Annotated in this window: 12 protein-coding genes; 6 read left to right on the top strand and 6 right to left on the bottom strand. The window is 61.9% G+C overall.

The window, feature by feature from the left end; genetic code table 11:
• Positions 1-170: 170 nt before the first annotated feature.
• From ACCAA_RS11340 to ACCAA_RS11325, 4 genes are all read right to left on the bottom strand, one after another.
• Positions 171-437, bottom strand: a complete 267-nt coding sequence (locus tag ACCAA_RS11340) for a type II toxin-antitoxin system ParD family antitoxin (RefSeq protein ID WP_186407350.1) — start codon at positions 435-437, stop codon at positions 171-173.
• A 781-nt stretch (positions 438-1,218) separates the two neighbouring features.
• Entirely contained in the window at positions 1,219-1,482 is a 264-nt protein-coding gene (locus ACCAA_RS11335) for a hypothetical protein (RefSeq protein WP_186407349.1), read from the bottom strand.
• Positions 1,483-1,605: 123 nt separating this feature from the next.
• The gene (locus ACCAA_RS11330) at positions 1,606-2,220 is read right to left on the bottom strand and encodes a hypothetical protein (RefSeq protein WP_342674053.1); all 615 of its coding nucleotides are present in this window, start codon (positions 2,218-2,220) and stop codon (positions 1,606-1,608) included.
• A gap of 808 nt (positions 2,221-3,028) precedes the next feature.
• Positions 3,029-4,768 carry a nitrite reductase gene (locus tag ACCAA_RS11325; protein ID WP_186407348.1) on the bottom strand — a complete coding sequence of 580 codons (1,740 nt, stop codon included), beginning with the start codon at positions 4,766-4,768 and terminating at the stop codon, positions 3,029-3,031.
• Positions 4,769-4,991: 223 nt separating this feature from the next.
• Here ACCAA_RS11325 and ACCAA_RS11320 point away from each other — a divergent pair, with 223 nt between their 5' ends.
• Entirely contained in the window at positions 4,992-7,328 is a 2,337-nt protein-coding gene (locus ACCAA_RS11320) for a diguanylate cyclase domain-containing protein (RefSeq protein ID WP_186407347.1), read from the top strand.
• Positions 7,329-7,350: 22 nt separating this feature from the next.
• Here the strand turns inward: ACCAA_RS11320 and ACCAA_RS11315 are convergent, their stop codons facing one another.
• Positions 7,351-7,950: a CBS domain-containing protein gene (locus ACCAA_RS11315; RefSeq protein WP_186407346.1), complete on the bottom strand. Its 600-nt coding sequence runs from the start codon at positions 7,948-7,950 to the stop codon at positions 7,351-7,353.
• A 305-nt stretch (positions 7,951-8,255) separates the two neighbouring features.
• Here ACCAA_RS11315 and secA point away from each other — a divergent pair, with 305 nt between their 5' ends.
• Both secA and argJ read left to right on the top strand, forming a co-directional pair.
• Positions 8,256-10,970 carry a preprotein translocase subunit SecA gene (secA, locus tag ACCAA_RS11310; RefSeq protein ID WP_186407345.1) on the top strand — a complete coding sequence of 905 codons (2,715 nt, stop codon included), beginning with the start codon at positions 8,256-8,258 and terminating at the stop codon, positions 10,968-10,970.
• Between the two features lie 6 nt (positions 10,971-10,976).
• A complete protein-coding gene (gene argJ / locus ACCAA_RS11305; RefSeq protein ID WP_186407344.1) occupies positions 10,977-12,215 on the top strand; it encodes a bifunctional glutamate N-acetyltransferase/amino-acid acetyltransferase ArgJ in 1,239 nt (412 codons plus the stop codon).
• A 10-nt stretch (positions 12,216-12,225) separates the two neighbouring features.
• Here argJ and apaG read toward each other — a convergent pair whose 3' ends face one another.
• Positions 12,226-12,609, bottom strand: a complete 384-nt coding sequence (gene apaG / locus ACCAA_RS11300) for a Co2+/Mg2+ efflux protein ApaG (RefSeq protein ID WP_186407343.1) — start codon at positions 12,607-12,609, stop codon at positions 12,226-12,228.
• Positions 12,610-12,813: 204 nt separating this feature from the next.
• Between apaG and rpe the strand changes: the two genes are divergently transcribed.
• The 3 genes from rpe to trpE are packed head-to-tail and all read left to right on the top strand — an operon-like array spanning position 12,814 to position 15,730.
• Positions 12,814-13,524, top strand: coding sequence for a ribulose-phosphate 3-epimerase (gene rpe, locus ACCAA_RS11295; RefSeq protein WP_186407342.1), 711 nt, complete (start codon positions 12,814-12,816; stop codon positions 13,522-13,524).
• Positions 13,524-14,261: a phosphoglycolate phosphatase gene (locus ACCAA_RS11290; RefSeq protein ID WP_186407341.1), complete on the top strand. Its 738-nt coding sequence runs from the start codon at positions 13,524-13,526 to the stop codon at positions 14,259-14,261. Before rpe ends, ACCAA_RS11290 begins: the two co-directional genes overlap by 1 nt.
• Positions 14,258-15,730 carry an anthranilate synthase component I gene (gene trpE, locus ACCAA_RS11285; protein ID WP_186407340.1) on the top strand — a complete coding sequence of 491 codons (1,473 nt, stop codon included), beginning with the start codon at positions 14,258-14,260 and terminating at the stop codon, positions 15,728-15,730. The genes ACCAA_RS11290 and trpE overlap by 4 nt, the downstream gene beginning before the upstream one ends.
• Positions 15,731-15,783 lie beyond the last annotated feature (53 nt).

Below are 15,783 nucleotides of genomic sequence, written 5' to 3'. Positions count from 1 at the left end.
CGTCAGGGGCGTCGAACATATGCAAAAAATATATGCTAAATAAGTTATGTGTAAGGGTATGGCTTCAAGCTCATCCGCGAACGACCTTGCACGGGCCGGATTGTCCCGTGCAATGAAAGTGGCGATTTCCATCAGGTCGGTCTGGCTTTCGGGCGAGAACTCCAGACGCCTCACTCCGCCTCCCCTGTCGCAATTTCGTCGATCCGCCGCCGCAGGTTCTGAAACACCTGCCCGGCAGGAATGCCCGGCCCGCCTTCGATGCCTCTCTGCACTTCGGCCCGCAGCGCCTCAAGCTTGAGGGCTCGCAGCTTTTCCTGGTCCTCGAGCATCCGCAGCCCTTCGCGGACAACCTCGCTGGCGTTGTTGTACCGCCCCGACGAGAGTTGCGATTTAACGAACTCCTCGAAGTGGGAACCGAGCGCGACACTGGTTGGCATGGCTGACCTCCAACTAATAGTTAGCAACTAATATTTTTATACTTTCGCCGAATGGCTGTCAATTGCCATCCGCTTCTTCTTCACGAAGTGATCAGCGCAAAAGCGAAGCCACGATCTGAACCGTTTGTTGGACGAGCCCGGGGGAGGCTGACCGGGCCGCATAGAAAATATGTTTTTGGAAAGTGGCCCGGTTGGTCGTTCTGGCGGGCTGGCGGGCGCTCGAAGCCGCGTCGAACGGCAGACGATGCCTGATGTGGGCGGTGGTGGAGGATTGGCCGCGGATGAAACCGACTTGAGGCAGATCCTCAGCAGATGTGGAAATTGCCGTGATCGCAGCGGAGTCCCTGTTCCTTCTGCCGGCGTGGCCGCCCGATCAGCAGGTCCTGTCAGCCGCTTGTGAGTTGCACATCGCTGCGCTGACGGATTGCGTTCAGGAGCCGATACGGCGTGCCGCTCCACAGGAGCGCGGACAAACATACGTCGGTGTCAAGAACGATCCGCGCCTGACGCCATGCCCGCTTGTCGGGCTCGACGCGCCTCGCGCGCCGCTTCGATCTCGCGAGCGACTGCTTGAAGACTTGCTCAATGGCGCGAGCCAGGTGATTCTAAACTGCGTCCGCAAGTCGAGACAAAGAAACCGGCGCGTTCAAGCCGGGCCGGGAATCGCGTTACCGGCGATGTCGCTTTCCCGGCAACCGACGTCGGCACCTCATCCCTGGCAGCCAATGCGACGATTGTACCGCCGCTCTGTGCAGGCCAGAGCTCCCGTGCGACCAGGAGATCAGCGTGCGGGCGCGGCAGCGGGTACGACGACGACGGTGTCACCGCCGGTCTTGCCGCGATCACCGGTAGCGCCGGTACCACCTGTGCTACCCGTGGCGCCGGTCGAACCAGTCGAGCCAACCGAGCCGGTTGATCCCGTGGCGCCCGTCGGGCCAGCAGGTCCGGGAACAGTAACCACTGCGGGTGTCACGACAGTCGCTTTCTCGCACGCGCTCACACCCAGGGCCAGTACTACCGCAGAAAACAGGATCGAATATTTCATGAGAATTCCTCTTGACGACTACTTGATTGAATGATGAAGATCGCTCGGCACGAAAACAGAAGGCTTGACCTCGGTTCAGGAAGGGTGCTGTCGGTGTTCCGTGCCTGCTCGACTGGCGACTGACTATTTGCCAGCGTGCGCCTTTGCCTGCGCCAAGCAATCATCCTTGGCAGCGCCCGCCTTGGGGTCGCACTTTTCTTTCGCCACCGCGTACTGAGCGTCAACCTTGTCTGCCGTAGCGTCCTTGCGGGCGTCGGCTGCCTGAGTATTCGCCTTGCTGCGCGCATCGGTGGTTTTCTCGCTGGCCGTGCTGTTCGCAGCCGTGGTCTTCATCTGCGCCTTGGCGTCTGCTTTGGCGGTCGTTTGCGCTGCCTTGGCTTCCTTCACGCAAACATCCTTCGCGTTGCCGGCCAGGTCGTCGCATTTCTCGTTCGCCACGCCATAGTCGGCTTCCGCCTTGGCGACGCGCGCCTGATAACGGGTTTTCGTGGTGGGCTTGTAGCTGGCTTCGAGTTCGGCGTTCGCGACCTTCTGGCCGCCCTTGGCCTCGGCTACGCAGATATCCTTGGCGTTGGCGGACAAGGAAGCACAGGCGGCCTTGGCCGCCTTGTAGTCGGAGGAAATCTTGTTCTGGCTGGCCGTGTAATCGGTCTTCGACATCGTTTGTGCCATTGCGCCGGCACTGAAACCGAGACTGACCGCCAGGGCGATCGCTTTTATGTTGAGTTTGTTCATCATCGTTCTTTCATGGGATGAGCTTGGGAGGGATGCCCTGGCAAGCACTGCCGGACATACACTTTTTTCTCCGCCAAGAGCGCGCCTCGCTCAGGCATGGCGCAAGATCACGGTGCAATGAGTGCACCTAAGTTGGCTCGGATGGCTCGAATTATCGAGAAGCGCCTGCGCACCGTCTGTTTGCTGACGCACATAGCCGATCAAGGGCTGGGCCAGCCCTTCCGTTTCATGCCTTTGGCAAGTTGGTTCGCGTTGCTCGGGCGGCGGTCAGCAGAGCAACGCGGTTTGATTTTTTTCGGCCACAGGCAAGCCCGATTACAGGCAAGCACGGCGACGTAGTCGAGCCGGGGCAGGTCGCATGGCTGAAAAATCCTCAGCCGTAGCATGAGTTTTTATCGTTTGCTGCCGGTCTGTCGACGAAATATAGTCAGATCAAAGTCGGGTACGGAAGATCACCGATCTGCACCGAAACGAAAAACTGGTCTTGACCGTTACGAGGCCATTCACGAGCAGAAGGAGAAGCAAAGTGGGCACGAGCATCCCGGTATTGGGAGCCGGTTTTACCGTTATTTTCATGCTTGCCTGTTTATCGTCGCCAGGCATCGGTTTGCTGGTCGATTGGTTGGCACGGCATCGGCCGCCAGGCACCAAGACGCAGTAACAAGACATGGGGATTTTGCCGCATGCCGGATGGCGGCGGCCGGGGTCAGCCGGTCTGCCAGGCAATAAAAAAACGGAGGCTAAGCCTCCGTTTTTTTATTGCCATCAAAGTCAAAGTCGCGCGAGTGGTTCGCGCGACTTTTCCTCTGGCTCAATACACGTCGTGCTGGGTGTTATAGACGTTGAACTTGCCGGTTGGTGTGATCAGCTCCGGGTCCTTGATCACCGCTTTCAGCTTGCGAGTCTTGTCGTCTACGACGACCAGCGCAGACTTCTTGTCCTTGGCGCTCCACACCGAGAACCAGACCTCGTCTCCGGCCCGGTTGTACTCGGGCTGGACGATGCGCCTGGCGCCATCGTCACCGAGGTCGGCCCAATCGCCGATCGGCAGTACCTCGTAACCCTTGTCGAGGTTCTTGATGTCGAAGACGGCAACCGACTGACTGATCTTTGCTTCGGGATTGAGCGGTGTATCGACCCAAAGATTGGTCGATTTCGGATGCGTCTTGATGAACAACGAGCCGCTCCCCTGGCCCTTGAGCGTTTGCACGACTTTCCATGCCTGCGCCTTGTGCTTGACCGGGTCGGTGCCGATGACGCTGATTCCCTCGTCGCCGAGGTCGCTGGTCGCCCATACCGGACCAAACTTTGGATGGACGAAATTGGCGCCGCGTCCAGGATGCGGGATCTTGCCGACGTCGATCAAGGCCGCCAGTTTGTCTTCCTTGGTATCGACCACGGCGATCTTGTTCGAGGCGTTGGCGGCAACCATGAAATAGCGGCCCGTTGAGTCAAAGCCCCCGTCATGAAGGAAACGCGCGGCATCGATGATCGTCATCTTCAGGTTGTTGAGGTCCGAGTAGTTAACGGCCATGATCTTGCCGGTTTCCTTGGCATTGACGATGAACTCGGGGTTGTAGTGCGAAGCGACGATCGACGCCACGCGTGGTTCCGGATGGTATTCCTGCGTATCGACCGTTGAACCGCGCGTCGATTCGATCTTCAGTGGCTTCAGCGTGTCACCGTCCATGATCACGAACTGCGGCGGCCAATAGGTGCCGGCGATCGCGTACTTGTCCTCGTAACCCTTGTACTTTGACGTTTCGACCGAACGCGCTTCGAGACCGACCTTGATCTCGGCGACGTTGGTCGGCTCAGGCATCCACAGATCGATCAGGTTGATGCGCGCATCGCGACCGATCACGTACAGGTAGCGCCCCGACTGTGACATCCGCGAAATGTGTACGGCGTAGCCGGTCGGCAGAATCTTGACGATCTTCTTCGTCTTGCCGTCGATCAGGGCGATCTTGCCGGCATCGCGCAGCGTCACCGAGAAGAGGTTGTCCAGATCGAGGTCGTTCATCTTCTTGGTCGGGCGCTGCTCGGGCGGCACGTTGATCTTCAGCGACGCCATCATCTCCTTCATGCCCCATTCCGGCGGCACCGGCGGTTCCTGCTGGACGTAGCGCGCCATCATGTCGACTTCGGCTTCGGTCAGATCCCCGGAAGTCCCCCAGTTCGGCATGCCGCCGGCTGAGCCGTAGGTGATGAAAACCTTCAGATACTCGGTACCACTGGCCAGCGTCTTGTCGGTGGTCAGCGGCTTGCCGGTCGCCCCCTTGCGCAACACGCCGTGACACCCGGCGCAGCGCTGGAAGTAGATATTCTTGGCCTTTTCAAACTCCTCCTTGGTCATCGGAGGCGCTTTCGGGTTCATGTTCTGATGCATGTCCGCCTGCCCGACAGGCGACGAGTCGCCCGCCTGATAACTCTGCTCAACCTTGCCCATTCCTGGCTTGGCAGCGTCCTCTGCGAAAACGTTGGTCAATGCCAAGGGCAGCGTCACCGCCATCAACCAGCCGGCCTTACCCCATCCGCGGTACTTCTTCATCTTCCAGATCCCTCCTCGTTTTGGTCACGCAGTTAACAAGTCGCTAAGTCCGTCGAATTTACGCTGGTGTGCATGGCCATTCCTTGATCTAGGTTGGCTTTCCGGATCGACCCAGAACCACCCGCCCAGGTCGAAGCGCCACCAGCGCGGCTTAGCTTACCCATTTCTGTGCTTTAATCATAGCCATGCCATGAGCGTGCCACTTGGGAGAGCCGGTGTACTGATGACCCGCAAGCAGAAAATCATGTTCGCCTTCGCGATGCCCGCACTGGTCGCCGTGGCGGCGGTCTGGCTGCTGGTTGGCCGCTGGCACGAGCAACTGGCCATCGAGCGCTGGTCGTCCGACCACCGTGCACTGGTTGAAAGCATCGCGCGAGTGATCGAACAGGAGCTTGCCAACGACGACGAACTGCTCGCGTTTACCGCACGGCTGCCCGAATTCTCGTCGCTGTCGGCGGTCGATCGCGTTCGCCCCGCCATCAACGGCATTCCCGGCGACGTCGACGTGGGCAAGCGCCGTGTGCTCGATGCGTTGCTGGCAGGCGCGAACCATCACATTGCTGTCGCCGCCGTCCTGCTGCCGAATGGCGACCACTATCTCGCCCACCCCTACAAGGTGCAGCGGTCGCTGCGCAAGTACAACCTCGCCGATCGTGCCTACTTTCGGGAAGCGACACGGACCCGCAGCAGGACGGTCTCCGACAGCATCATCGGGGCCGATGGGATTCCTGCGGTGGTCATCGACATCCCGCTGATCAATCGCGAGGGGGAACTCTTCGCCCACCTGGCGGGTGTCGTACCGCTCGGCCATCTCTCGAAGATGGTCGGCCAGGCGCAGATTGCCCCCTTCGACCATGCCATGCTGGTCGATGGGCAGGGCTTGCTCATCGGCCACAGTCTCGGCGAAGCGGCCGGCGACGCCGTGGAACGTAGGAAAGTGGCGCACCCGCTGCTGGAGAAAATGCGGATCAGCGGACAACGCACCGAGTTTGCCGTCTGGTCCGAGGCGTCGGGCAGCGAGTGGCTTGGTTTTGCCCACCGGCTCGATTCGGGATGGACGCTGATCCTGTCGCGCCGGCTCGATGAAGTGATGGCCGAATATGCAACGGCCACCCGGCAGATCACCGCGCTGGTCGCCGTCATCCTGCTCCTGACCGGGAGCATCGGATTGATCATTGCGATCCGCGTGACCCGCCGCTGGGAGGCCGCCGATCAGGAATTGCTGGCCGCCCGCGATGGTCTCGAAAAGCGCGTAGCCGAGCGCACGGCCGATCTCACGGAGAGCCAGGAAAAGTTGCGCCAGTCGAACGATTTCTACCTGACGGTGCTGGAGCATTTCCCGGCCATGATCTGGCGCTCCGGCCTCGATGCACGCTGTGACTATTTCAACGCCACCTGGCTCGAGTTCAGGGGCCGCAGCCTGGCTCAGGAAGTCGGCGAAGGCTGGGTGGAAGGTGTGCACCCTGACGATCGCGAGCGCTGTGTCAGCGACTATCTGCGGGACTTCGAGGCGCGGCGAGCCTTTTCCATGGAGTACCGACTGCAGCGCCGCGATGGCCAATACCGCTGGATTCTTGACGTCGGCCGACCATTTTTCGACCTTGATGGCCAGTTCGCCGGCTACCTGGGCGCGTGCTTCGACGTCAGCGAACGCCACGACGCGGCGGAACAGCTCAGCCTGACCGCCAGCGTCTTCTCGCACGCCCGCGAGGGAATCCTGATCACCGATGCGGAGGGGATCATCGTCGATGTGAACGCCGCCTTCACTACCATCACCGGGTACAGCCGCGCGGATGCACTCGGCCAGACGCCGGCGATCCTCATGGCCGGGCACCAGAGCCAGGAGTGCTACGACGCCATGTGGGCGACGGTCAAACAGAACGGGGACTGGCAGGGCGACATCTGGAACCGCAAGAAGAATGGCGAACTGTACGCCGAGCTGCTGACCTTTTCAGCGGTGCCTGGCGAGGATGACCGCACGGGCCATTACCTCGGCATTTTTTCCGACATCACCCTGCACAAGGAGCACGAGAAGCGCCTGGAGAAACTGGCACACTTCGATCTGCTGACCGATTTGCCCAACCGGGCGCTGCTCAACGACCGACTGCACATGTCGATCGCCGCAGCCAGGCGCAAGGAGACCCGGTTGGCCATCTGTCTGCTCGATCTGGATGGTTTCAAGGCGGTCAACGACCGCTTTGGGCACGCCTGTGGTGACCGGCTGCTGGTCGAGTTTGCCCAGCGCGCGGTGGCTATCCTGCGCGAATCCGACACCATCGCACGCCTGGGGGGTGACGAATTCGTCATCCTGTTGAACGACCTCATCGACATCGAACAAGGGCTTGAGGTCGTCGAGCGCGTGCTCGACGCCGCCAGGCGGAGCTATGAACTCGATGGCGAACTGGTCGGCGTTTCGGGCAGTGCCGGGATTACGGTTTTCCCCGATGACGGTGCCGACCCCGAAGTGTTGCTGCGCCATGCCGACCAGGCAATGTACCTGGCCAAGCGGGAAGGGTGTAACCGCTATTTCCTGTTCGACCCGCTGCGGGCCGCCGAGTGAACGGAGGGCGAGCCGGCGGCAGTCAGTGCCCCAGCGTGCTGACCACCTGCGAGAAGGTCTGCGCGATTTCCTCGTTTTGCGGCTCAAGGCCCATCTGCCGCTGGATCCGCGCCAGTGAGAATACCCCGCACAGCACGTGGTGGTCTTCCTGATCGTGGTCGACGACCAGGCAAAACGGCGTCCCCAACTCCTTTAGCGTGGCCACGACGTTGCCGACCTTGGCCGCCATGACGTCTCTGAGGTGCATTACGTCAGCATCATCGTGCTTGTCGATCATGACATGACCGACCACCAGTTCGCCGGGGCGGATACCCATTCTGTGGGCCGTGGCCAGTGGCTGGTTGCCGCGTGTGCCGGCCTCGGTGATGATGCCCAACAAGTGCCGCTGCTCATCGGTCACCAGCAGGTATTGCACCTTGCACAGCGTCATCGCCCGGTTAGCGTCGTCTAGCGAGGCATGGCGCGAAATGGTGACCGGCATCAGGCGACGATAATCCGTCATCACCTCCAGCGCCGGTGAATTCGCGTCAACGGGAGAGTGCGCTGCGCCTGTCGGGAGGTAACACGGAACGCCTCTCTTGAGCCTGGTCCACGGCAGCGGCTTGTAGCGATTGTCCGGCATTTTATGATTCCTCCTGTCTGTGGCAATGCGGGAATTAGAACACCGATGCTTCCTCACTGACAAGCGCTTGCGCGGCTCTCACGGTAACGCCAGAATTGCGTCAATCGAGTCTTGAAGGTAGTATCCATGCCGCGCGTCGCATGGTAGTGTCGATCCTGGCATTTTACCGCCTCGGCGTTCCGCTCCGGAGCGCCATCTCAGTCTACCGGGTCACGGCGGAAAGGATTCGACTCGGCTTGTTCGTTCGAGTCGCACCATCAACTTCGCAATGTGCTCACTTTGCCACTTCCTCTACCGTTCCCAGAATGATTTCCGGCCTACTCAAAAAGATTTTCGGCAGCCGCAACGACCGGCTGATCAAGCAGTACCTGCAGGTTGTACGCAAGGTGAACGCTCTGGAAGCGGCGACCAGCGCTTTGTCCGACGAGGGTCTGCGCGACAAAACGGCCGAGTTCAAGGCGCGGGTAGCCAATGGCGAGACGCTCGATGCTTTGCTACCGGAGGCCTTCGCCGTCGTTCGCGAGGCGAGCAAGCGCAGCCTCGGCATGCGTCATTTCGACGTTCAGTTGATCGGCGGCATGGTCCTGCACGACGGGAAGATCGCCGAAATGCGTACCGGCGAAGGCAAGACGCTGGTCGCCACGCTGGCTTCCTACCTCAACGCCTTGTCCGGCAATGGCGTCCATGTGGTCACCGTCAACGATTATCTGGCCAACCGCGACGCTGAATGGATGGGACGCCTGCACCGCTTTCTTGGCCTCTCGGTCGGCGTTAACCTGTCGCAGATGGCGCACGACGAGAAGCAGGCAGCGTACGCCGCCGACATCACTTACGGTACCAACAACGAGTTCGGCTTCGATTATCTGCGCGACAACATGGTCTACTCGGGCAGCGAGCGGGTACAGCGCAAGCTGAGCTTCGCGATCGTCGACGAGGTCGACTCGATCCTGATCGACGAAGCCCGCACGCCGCTGATCATCTCGGGTCAGGCCGAGGACCACACTGAGCTCTACGTGCGCATGAACGACGTCGCTCCGCTGCTCAAGCGCTGCGCGGAAGAGAACGGTCCGGGCGACTACTGGGTGGACGAGAAGGGCCATCAGATTCTGATGACCGAAGAAGGTCACGAGCATGCCGAAGAACATCTGGCGAGCGCGGGTCTACTTCCCGACGGCGGCAGTCTGTACGACGCCAGCAACATCCTGATGATCCATCACCTTTACGCCGCCTTGCGCGCCCACAACCTCTTCCTGAAGGACCAGCAGTACGTCGTGCAGAAGGGCGAAGTGATCATCGTCGACGAGTTCACCGGTCGCCTGATGTCCGGGCGTCGCTGGTCCGACGGTCTGCATCAGGCCGTCGAAGCCAAGGAAGGGGTCAGAATTCAGAACGAGAACCAGACGCTGGCCTCGATCACCTTCCAGAACTACTTCCGCATGTACGGCAAACTGTCCGGCATGACTGGCACGGCCGATACCGAAGCCTACGAATTCCAGCAGATTTATGGCCTGGAAACGGTGGTCATCCCGACCAACCAGGCGATGCGGCGGACAGACAACAACGACCAGGTCTTCCGCACCGCCAAGGAAAAGCACGAAGCGATCGTCGCCGACATCCGCGCCTGCCGCGAGCGTCGGCAGCCGGTACTGGTCGGCACGACGTCGATCGAGAACTCCGAGCTGCTTTCGGCGCTGCTCGACCACGAAAAGCTACCGCATCAGGTGCTCAACGCCAAGCAGCACGCGCGCGAAGCGGAGATCGTCCGTGATGCCGGCAGCCCCGGAGTGATCACCATCGCCACCAACATGGCCGGTCGCGGTACGGACATCGTTCTCGGCGGCAGCATCGAGAAGCAGCTCTCGCAAATCCGCGATGACCAGACGCTGACCGCTGCCGAGATCGATGCGCGCATCGCCGAAGTCCGTCTGCAATGGCAGAAGCTGCACGATCAGGTCGTTGCCTCCGGTGGCCTGCACATCATCGGTTCGGAACGCCATGAGTCGCGCCGGATCGACAATCAGCTACGCGGCCGCTCGGGTCGCCAGGGTGACCCGGGATCGTCGCGTTTCTACCTCGCGCTCGACGATTCGCTGCTGCGTATCTTTGCCGGTGATCGTCTCAAGTCGATCATGGAGCGCCTGAAGATGCCCGAGGGCGAACCGATCGAGCATCCGCTGGTCTCGCGCTCGCTTGAATCGGCGCAGCGCAAGGTCGAAGCCCGCAACTTCGACATCCGCAAGCAGCTTCTCGAATACGACGACGTGGCCAACGACCAGCGCAAGGTGATCTACGCGCAAAGGAACGAACTGCTGGAGAGCGACGATATCTCCGAAACGATCACCGCGATGCGCGAAGGCGTGTTGCGTGACACGTTCCGGCTCTACGTTCCGGCCGATAGCGTCGAGGAACAATGGGACCTGTCCGGGCTGGAAAAGACGCTTGCCGCCGACCTCCAGGTGCACCTGCCAATCGTCGATTGGTCGAAAAACGAACCGAATCTGGGCGACCAGGAGATGCTCAGGCGGATTGTCGATGCAGCCGCTGATTCCTACACCGCGAAGGTTGAATTGGTCGGCGCCGAGAACTTCCACCAGTTCGAACGCAACGTCATGCTGCAGAGCCTCGACACGCACTGGCGCGAACACCTGGCGGCGCTCGACCATCTGCGGCAGGGAATCCACTTGCGCGGCTACGCGCAGAAGAATCCGAAGCAGGAGTACAAGCGCGAAGCTTTCGAGCTTTTCGAGCGACTGCTCGACAGCGTTCGCGTCGACGTGACGCGTCTACTGGTGACTGTCCAGGTGCGCGCTCAGGATGTCGAGGAAACCGCTCCGCACGCCGAAGTGCAGAATGTTCGCTACCACCACGCCGACTACGACGATGCCCTGCTGCAGAATGACGAGGCGACGGCGACGCAAGACCGGCAAGCGATACCCGTGGGGCCGAAAGTTGGCCGCAATGAACCGTGCCCCTGCGGCTCGGGCAAGAAATACAAGCAGTGTCATGGCAAGCTGTCGTAGCCGGCGATGCCCGTTAACTACCGTACTCCCGCCGCCGAATTGCTGTTGCCAGTTGCCGGCGTTCGCCTCGGTGTTGCCCAGGCGGCGATCCGCAAGCTGGATCGGAACGACCTGACGCTGCTGGCCCTGGCACCGGGTTCTCGCGTCGCGGGCGTATTCACTGCCAATCGTTTCTGCGCGGCACCCGTGCAGGTCTGCCGGCGTCACCTGGAATCAGGCAGCGACATGCGGGCGCTGGTGATCAACACCGGAGTCGCCAATGCCGGAACGGGTGAGCAAGGGTGGCTGGCGGCGACCGAGACCTGTGCCGCGGTCGGGCGCTTGCTGGGCATCGCTGACCGCCAGGTGCTGCCGTTCTCGACCGGCGTGATCCTCGAGCCCTTGCCGGTCGAGCGGCTGATCGCCGGCCTGCCGTCCTGCGTCGCCGACCTTGGCGCCGACCACTGGCACAGCGCTGCGCACGCGATCATGACCACCGACACGGTTGCCAAAGCCGCCTCGCGGCGCGTCGAGATCGCCGGCACAATGGTCACCGTTACCGGCATCAGCAAGGGTGCCGGAATGATCCGGCCGAACATGGCGACGATGCTCGCCTTCATCGCCACCGACGCCGGCGTCAGTACGCCCATCCTGCAACAATTGCTGCGTGAGGCGGCTGACGAATCGTTCAACGGTATCACCGTCGACGGCGATACCTCGACCAACGATTCCTTCATCCTGATCGCTACCGGTCAGGCCGGTGTCGAAGTGGGCGACGCCAGCGCGGCCGGCTACGAAACGCTGCGCCAGGCAGTGATCGCCGTCGCCGTGGAACTGGCGCAGGCGATCGTTCGCGACGGCGAAGGGGCCAGCAAGTTCATCACCCTGACCGTCGAAGGCGGCCGCGAACGCGAGGAATGCCGGCGCGTCAGCTACGCCATCGCGCACTCGCCGCTGGTGAAAACCGCTTTCTTCGCATCGGACCCCAACCTCGGCCGCATCCTGGCCGCCATCGGCTACGCCGACGTCGACGACCTCGATGTTGATCGAGTCAGCGTCTGGCTGGCCAGCGCCGGCCGCGAGATCCTGGTCGCCGAAAACGGGGGCCGGGCAGCGTCGTACCGTGAGGAGGATGGCGCAAGCATCATGCAGGAAGCCGAGATCTGCGTTCGCGTCGGCCTCGGGCGAGGCGATGCTCAGGCGACCGTGTACACCTGCGACCTGTCCTACGATTACGTCAGGATCAACGCCGATTACCGCAGCTAGGAACGTGGCATCAATGCAGGACGTGCGGCACGGCGAGGGCGAACTCGGGGATTTCCGCGTCGAACTGTTTGCCATCGACGGCCGTCATCTGGTAACTGCCGCGCATCGTGCCGACCGGCGTGTCAAGCTGGCAGCCGCTGGTGTAGTTGAACTTTTCGCCCGGTTGCAGCAGCGGCTGTCGGCCGACGACTCCCAGGCCACGGACCTCCTGCACCTCGCCGCTGGCGTCGGTAATGACCCAATGGCGCGAGATCAACTGCGCCGCGACGGTACCCACGTTCTCGATGGTCATCGTGTACGCGAAAACGTAGTGGTCAGTCACGGGGTCCGACTGGTCGGCGATGTATTGCGGATCTGCGGTGACTGCGATCTCGTACCTCTTGCTGTCGGCCATGTTTGCTCAATGTCTGGACTATCGGAACCGGCATTGCACACTAAACTGCAGAGACTGGCAAGCCTGAGCCATGCAAGAGTTGGCACGGGGACGCCGGTGACGCCGCATGCGCTCGGCAAGCCCGCTCAAAAACCGAGGCGCCACGCCAGGGCGGCAAGCCGTTTCGCGGTAGAATGAACCCTCACCTCTTCAGTGGTTCCTGCCATGCATGTCATTGCTCCCAGCATCCTGTCCGCCGATTTCGCCAGGCTCGGCGACGAAGTCGTGAATGTCATCGCCGCCGGTGCGGACTGGATTCACTTCGACGTGATGGATAACCATTACGTTCCCAATCTGACCATCGGCCCGCTGGTCTGCGAGGCCATCCGCCCACTGACCGAGGCGCCGATCGACGTGCATCTGATGGTCAAGCCCGTCGATCGCATCGTTCCCGACTTTGCCCGGGCAGGGGCCAACATCATTACCTTTCACCCTGAAGCCTCGGAGCACGTTGACCGCACGCTCGCGCTGATCCGTGAGAACGGTTGCCAGGCGGGGCTGGTCTTCAACCCGGCGACGCCGCTCGACTACATGGACCACGTCATGGACAAGCTGGACATCGTCCTCCTGATGAGCGTCAACCCGGGCTTTGGCGGGCAGAAGTTCATTCCCTCGACCCTGGCCAAGCTGAAGGCGGCCAGGGCCAGAATCGACTTCTACGAGCGCGAAAGCGGGCGCCGTATCCGGCTGGAGGTCGACGGCGGCGTCAAGGTCGCCAACATCGCTGAAATCGCGAGTGCCGGTGCCGACGCTTTTGTCGCCGGATCAGCCGTCTTCAGCGCCGGCAGCCAGAGTGACGCCCATCGCTACGACACGGTGATCGCTGCGCTGCGCGCCGAGTTGGCGGCAGCCGGACGTCTGCGGGGGGCCGCCTGATGTCTGCCGGGATCAGCGTGACTCCCCAGTCGCTCGCCGTGCGCGCCGTCCTGATCGATCTGGACGGCACCCTGCTCGACACCGTTCTCGACCTGCATGCGGCGGCGAATGCCATGCTGTGTGACCTCGGTCGCAGCGAGGTCAGCGTGGAAGCGATTCGCAGCTATGTCGGGCGCGGTATCGCTAATCTGGTCAAGCGCGTGCTCGCCGGGGCGATGGCCGCGGCCGATGATGGTACGCCACCGCCGGCGGACGCGCTGGCCAGCTTCAGGCATCATTACACCCGTGAGAACGGTCGCCATGCCGCCCTTTTTCCCGGCGTCCTCGAAGGGCTGGAAGCCTTCAAGGGTCTCGACTTGCCACTCGGCGTGATTACCAACAAGGCCGAGGTGTTCACCTTGCCGCTGCTGCAGCGTACTGGTCTGACGCCCTTTTTCGACGTCATCGTCAGTGGCGACGTGCTGCCGCGTCCCAAGCCTGACCCGATGCCGCTGCTGTGGGCCAGCGGCCGCCTCGCCGTCTCGCCTGCCGACGTCCTGATGATCGGCGATTCGGTGCACGACTTCCATGCCGGGCGGTCGGCCGGCTGCCACGTTTTTCTGGTGCCCTACGGCTACAACGAAGGGCGCGACGTTCGCGAACTGGCCTGCGACGGCGTCGTTCCGACCCTCGCCGAAGCCGCTCGGCACGTGGTTCACGCCTCCACGCGCCCCACCACAGCAGACTGCACTCGATGAGCGAAGCCTATTTCAATCGCCTGGCCGCCGAAGGCTACAACCGCATTCCGGTGACGCTGGAAACCTTCGCCGACCTAGACACGCCGCTATCGATCTACCTCAAACTGGCCAACGGCCCGTATACCTACCTGCTCGAATCGGTACACGGCGGCGAGCGCTTTGGCCGTTACTCGATCATCGGTCTGGCCAGCCCGACGCGGATCGTCGTCAATGCGCATCAGGTGCTGGTGCTCAACGGCAATCGCATTGCCGAACGTGAAGACGACACCAACCCGCTCGACTTCATCGGCAAGTACATGAAGCGCTTTCGCGCCGCTCCGACCACCGGCCTGCCGCGCTTCTGCGGCGGTCTGGTCGGCTGCTTCGGCTACGACACCGTCCGCTACATCGAAACCCGGCTGACGCGCTCACAGAAACCCGACGACCTGGGAATTCCCGACATCGTTCTGCTGCTTTCGGAGGAGATCGCCGTCGTAGACAACCTGTCGGGCAAGCTGATACTGGTCGTCTACGCCGAGCCAGGGGTTCCCGGTGCCTACCAGAAAGCACAGGCGAGGCTCAAGGATCTGCTCTCCCGCTTGCGCGAGCCGGTCCGCATCCCCCCCGAGATACCGCAATCGTCGCAGCCGGCGGTCTCGATGTTTGGTGAGGCGCAATTCAAGCAGGCGGTGATCAGGGCCAAGCGCTACATCACCGAGGGCGACATCATGCAGGTCGTCCTCTCGCAGCGCATGAGCAAACCGCTCGGCGCCAGCCCGATGGCCCTGTACCGATCGCTGCGCTCGCTCAATCCGTCGCCGTACATGTTCTACTTCGACTTCGAGGACTTCCACGTCGTCGGCGCTTCGCCGGAAATCCTCGTCCGTCTCGAAGGCGACATCGTGACCGTCCGGCCGATCGCCGGCACCCGCCGGCGCGGCGTTTCATTCGAAGAGGATCAGGCGCTCGCCGCCGAGTTGCTGGCCGACGAAAAGGAGCGCGCCGAACATGTGCAACTCCTCGACCTCGGTCGCAACGACGCCGGCCGCGTCGCCCGCGTCGGCAGCATCAAGCTGACCGAAAACATGATCGTCGAACGCTACTCGCACGTGATGCACATCGTCTCGAACGTCGAGGCCAGACTGCGTCCCGAGTTGGCGGCGCTCGACGTGCTCAGGGCCACTTTCCCGGCAGGCACCGTCTCCGGCGCGGCAAAGGTCAGGGCGATGGAAATCATCGACGAACTCGAACCCGTCAAGCGCGGAATTTACGCCGGTGCCGTTGGCTACCTCGGTTTCAATGGCGACATGGATCTGGCCATTGCCATTCGTACGGCGATCGTCAAGGACGGGCTGCTGCACGTGCAGGCCGGCGCCGGCATCGTCGCCGATTCTGACCCGTCTTCCGAATGGCAGGAAACCGAGAACAAGGCCCGCGCCGTCCTGCGCGCCGCCGAACTTGCCGAACAGGGGCTCGACACCCGCTGGTGAGTTGTTACGATCCACGACGTTGGAGGATGTGACGATGGCCCATTCCTTCGGAA

Origin of the sequence: Candidatus Accumulibacter aalborgensis (assembly GCF_900089955.1) — a bacterium.
Taxonomy (GTDB): Bacteria; Pseudomonadota; Gammaproteobacteria; order Burkholderiales; family Rhodocyclaceae; genus Accumulibacter; species Accumulibacter aalborgensis.
Note: the sequence above shows the minus strand (reverse complement) of the source record. Positions and strands in the feature narration are given on the sequence as shown.

Excerpts from the sequence above, each read along its gene's own strand:
- ACCAA_RS11340 (WP_186407350.1), bottom strand. The coding sequence starts at position 437 with ATGCCAACCAGTGTCGCGCTCGGTTCCCACTTCGAGGAGTTCGTTAAA.
- ACCAA_RS11335 (WP_186407349.1), bottom strand. The coding sequence starts at position 1,482 with ATGAAATATTCGATCCTGTTTTCTGCGGTAGTACTGGCCCTGGGTGTG.
- ACCAA_RS11330 (WP_342674053.1), bottom strand. The coding sequence starts at position 2,220 with ATGATGAACAAACTCAACATAAAAGCGATCGCCCTGGCGGTCAGTCTC.
- ACCAA_RS11325 (WP_186407348.1), bottom strand. The coding sequence starts at position 4,768 with ATGAAGAAGTACCGCGGATGGGGTAAGGCCGGCTGGTTGATGGCGGTG.
- ACCAA_RS11320 (WP_186407347.1), top strand. The coding sequence starts at position 4,992 with ATGACCCGCAAGCAGAAAATCATGTTCGCCTTCGCGATGCCCGCACTG.
- ACCAA_RS11315 (WP_186407346.1), bottom strand. The coding sequence starts at position 7,950 with ATGCCGGACAATCGCTACAAGCCGCTGCCGTGGACCAGGCTCAAGAGA.
- secA (WP_186407345.1), top strand. The coding sequence starts at position 8,256 with ATGATTTCCGGCCTACTCAAAAAGATTTTCGGCAGCCGCAACGACCGG.
- argJ (WP_186407344.1), top strand. The coding sequence starts at position 10,977 with ATGCCCGTTAACTACCGTACTCCCGCCGCCGAATTGCTGTTGCCAGTT.
- apaG (WP_186407343.1), bottom strand. The coding sequence starts at position 12,609 with ATGGCCGACAGCAAGAGGTACGAGATCGCAGTCACCGCAGATCCGCAA.
- rpe (WP_186407342.1), top strand. The coding sequence starts at position 12,814 with ATGCATGTCATTGCTCCCAGCATCCTGTCCGCCGATTTCGCCAGGCTC.
- ACCAA_RS11290 (WP_186407341.1), top strand. The coding sequence starts at position 13,524 with ATGTCTGCCGGGATCAGCGTGACTCCCCAGTCGCTCGCCGTGCGCGCC.
- trpE (WP_186407340.1), top strand. The coding sequence starts at position 14,258 with ATGAGCGAAGCCTATTTCAATCGCCTGGCCGCCGAAGGCTACAACCGC.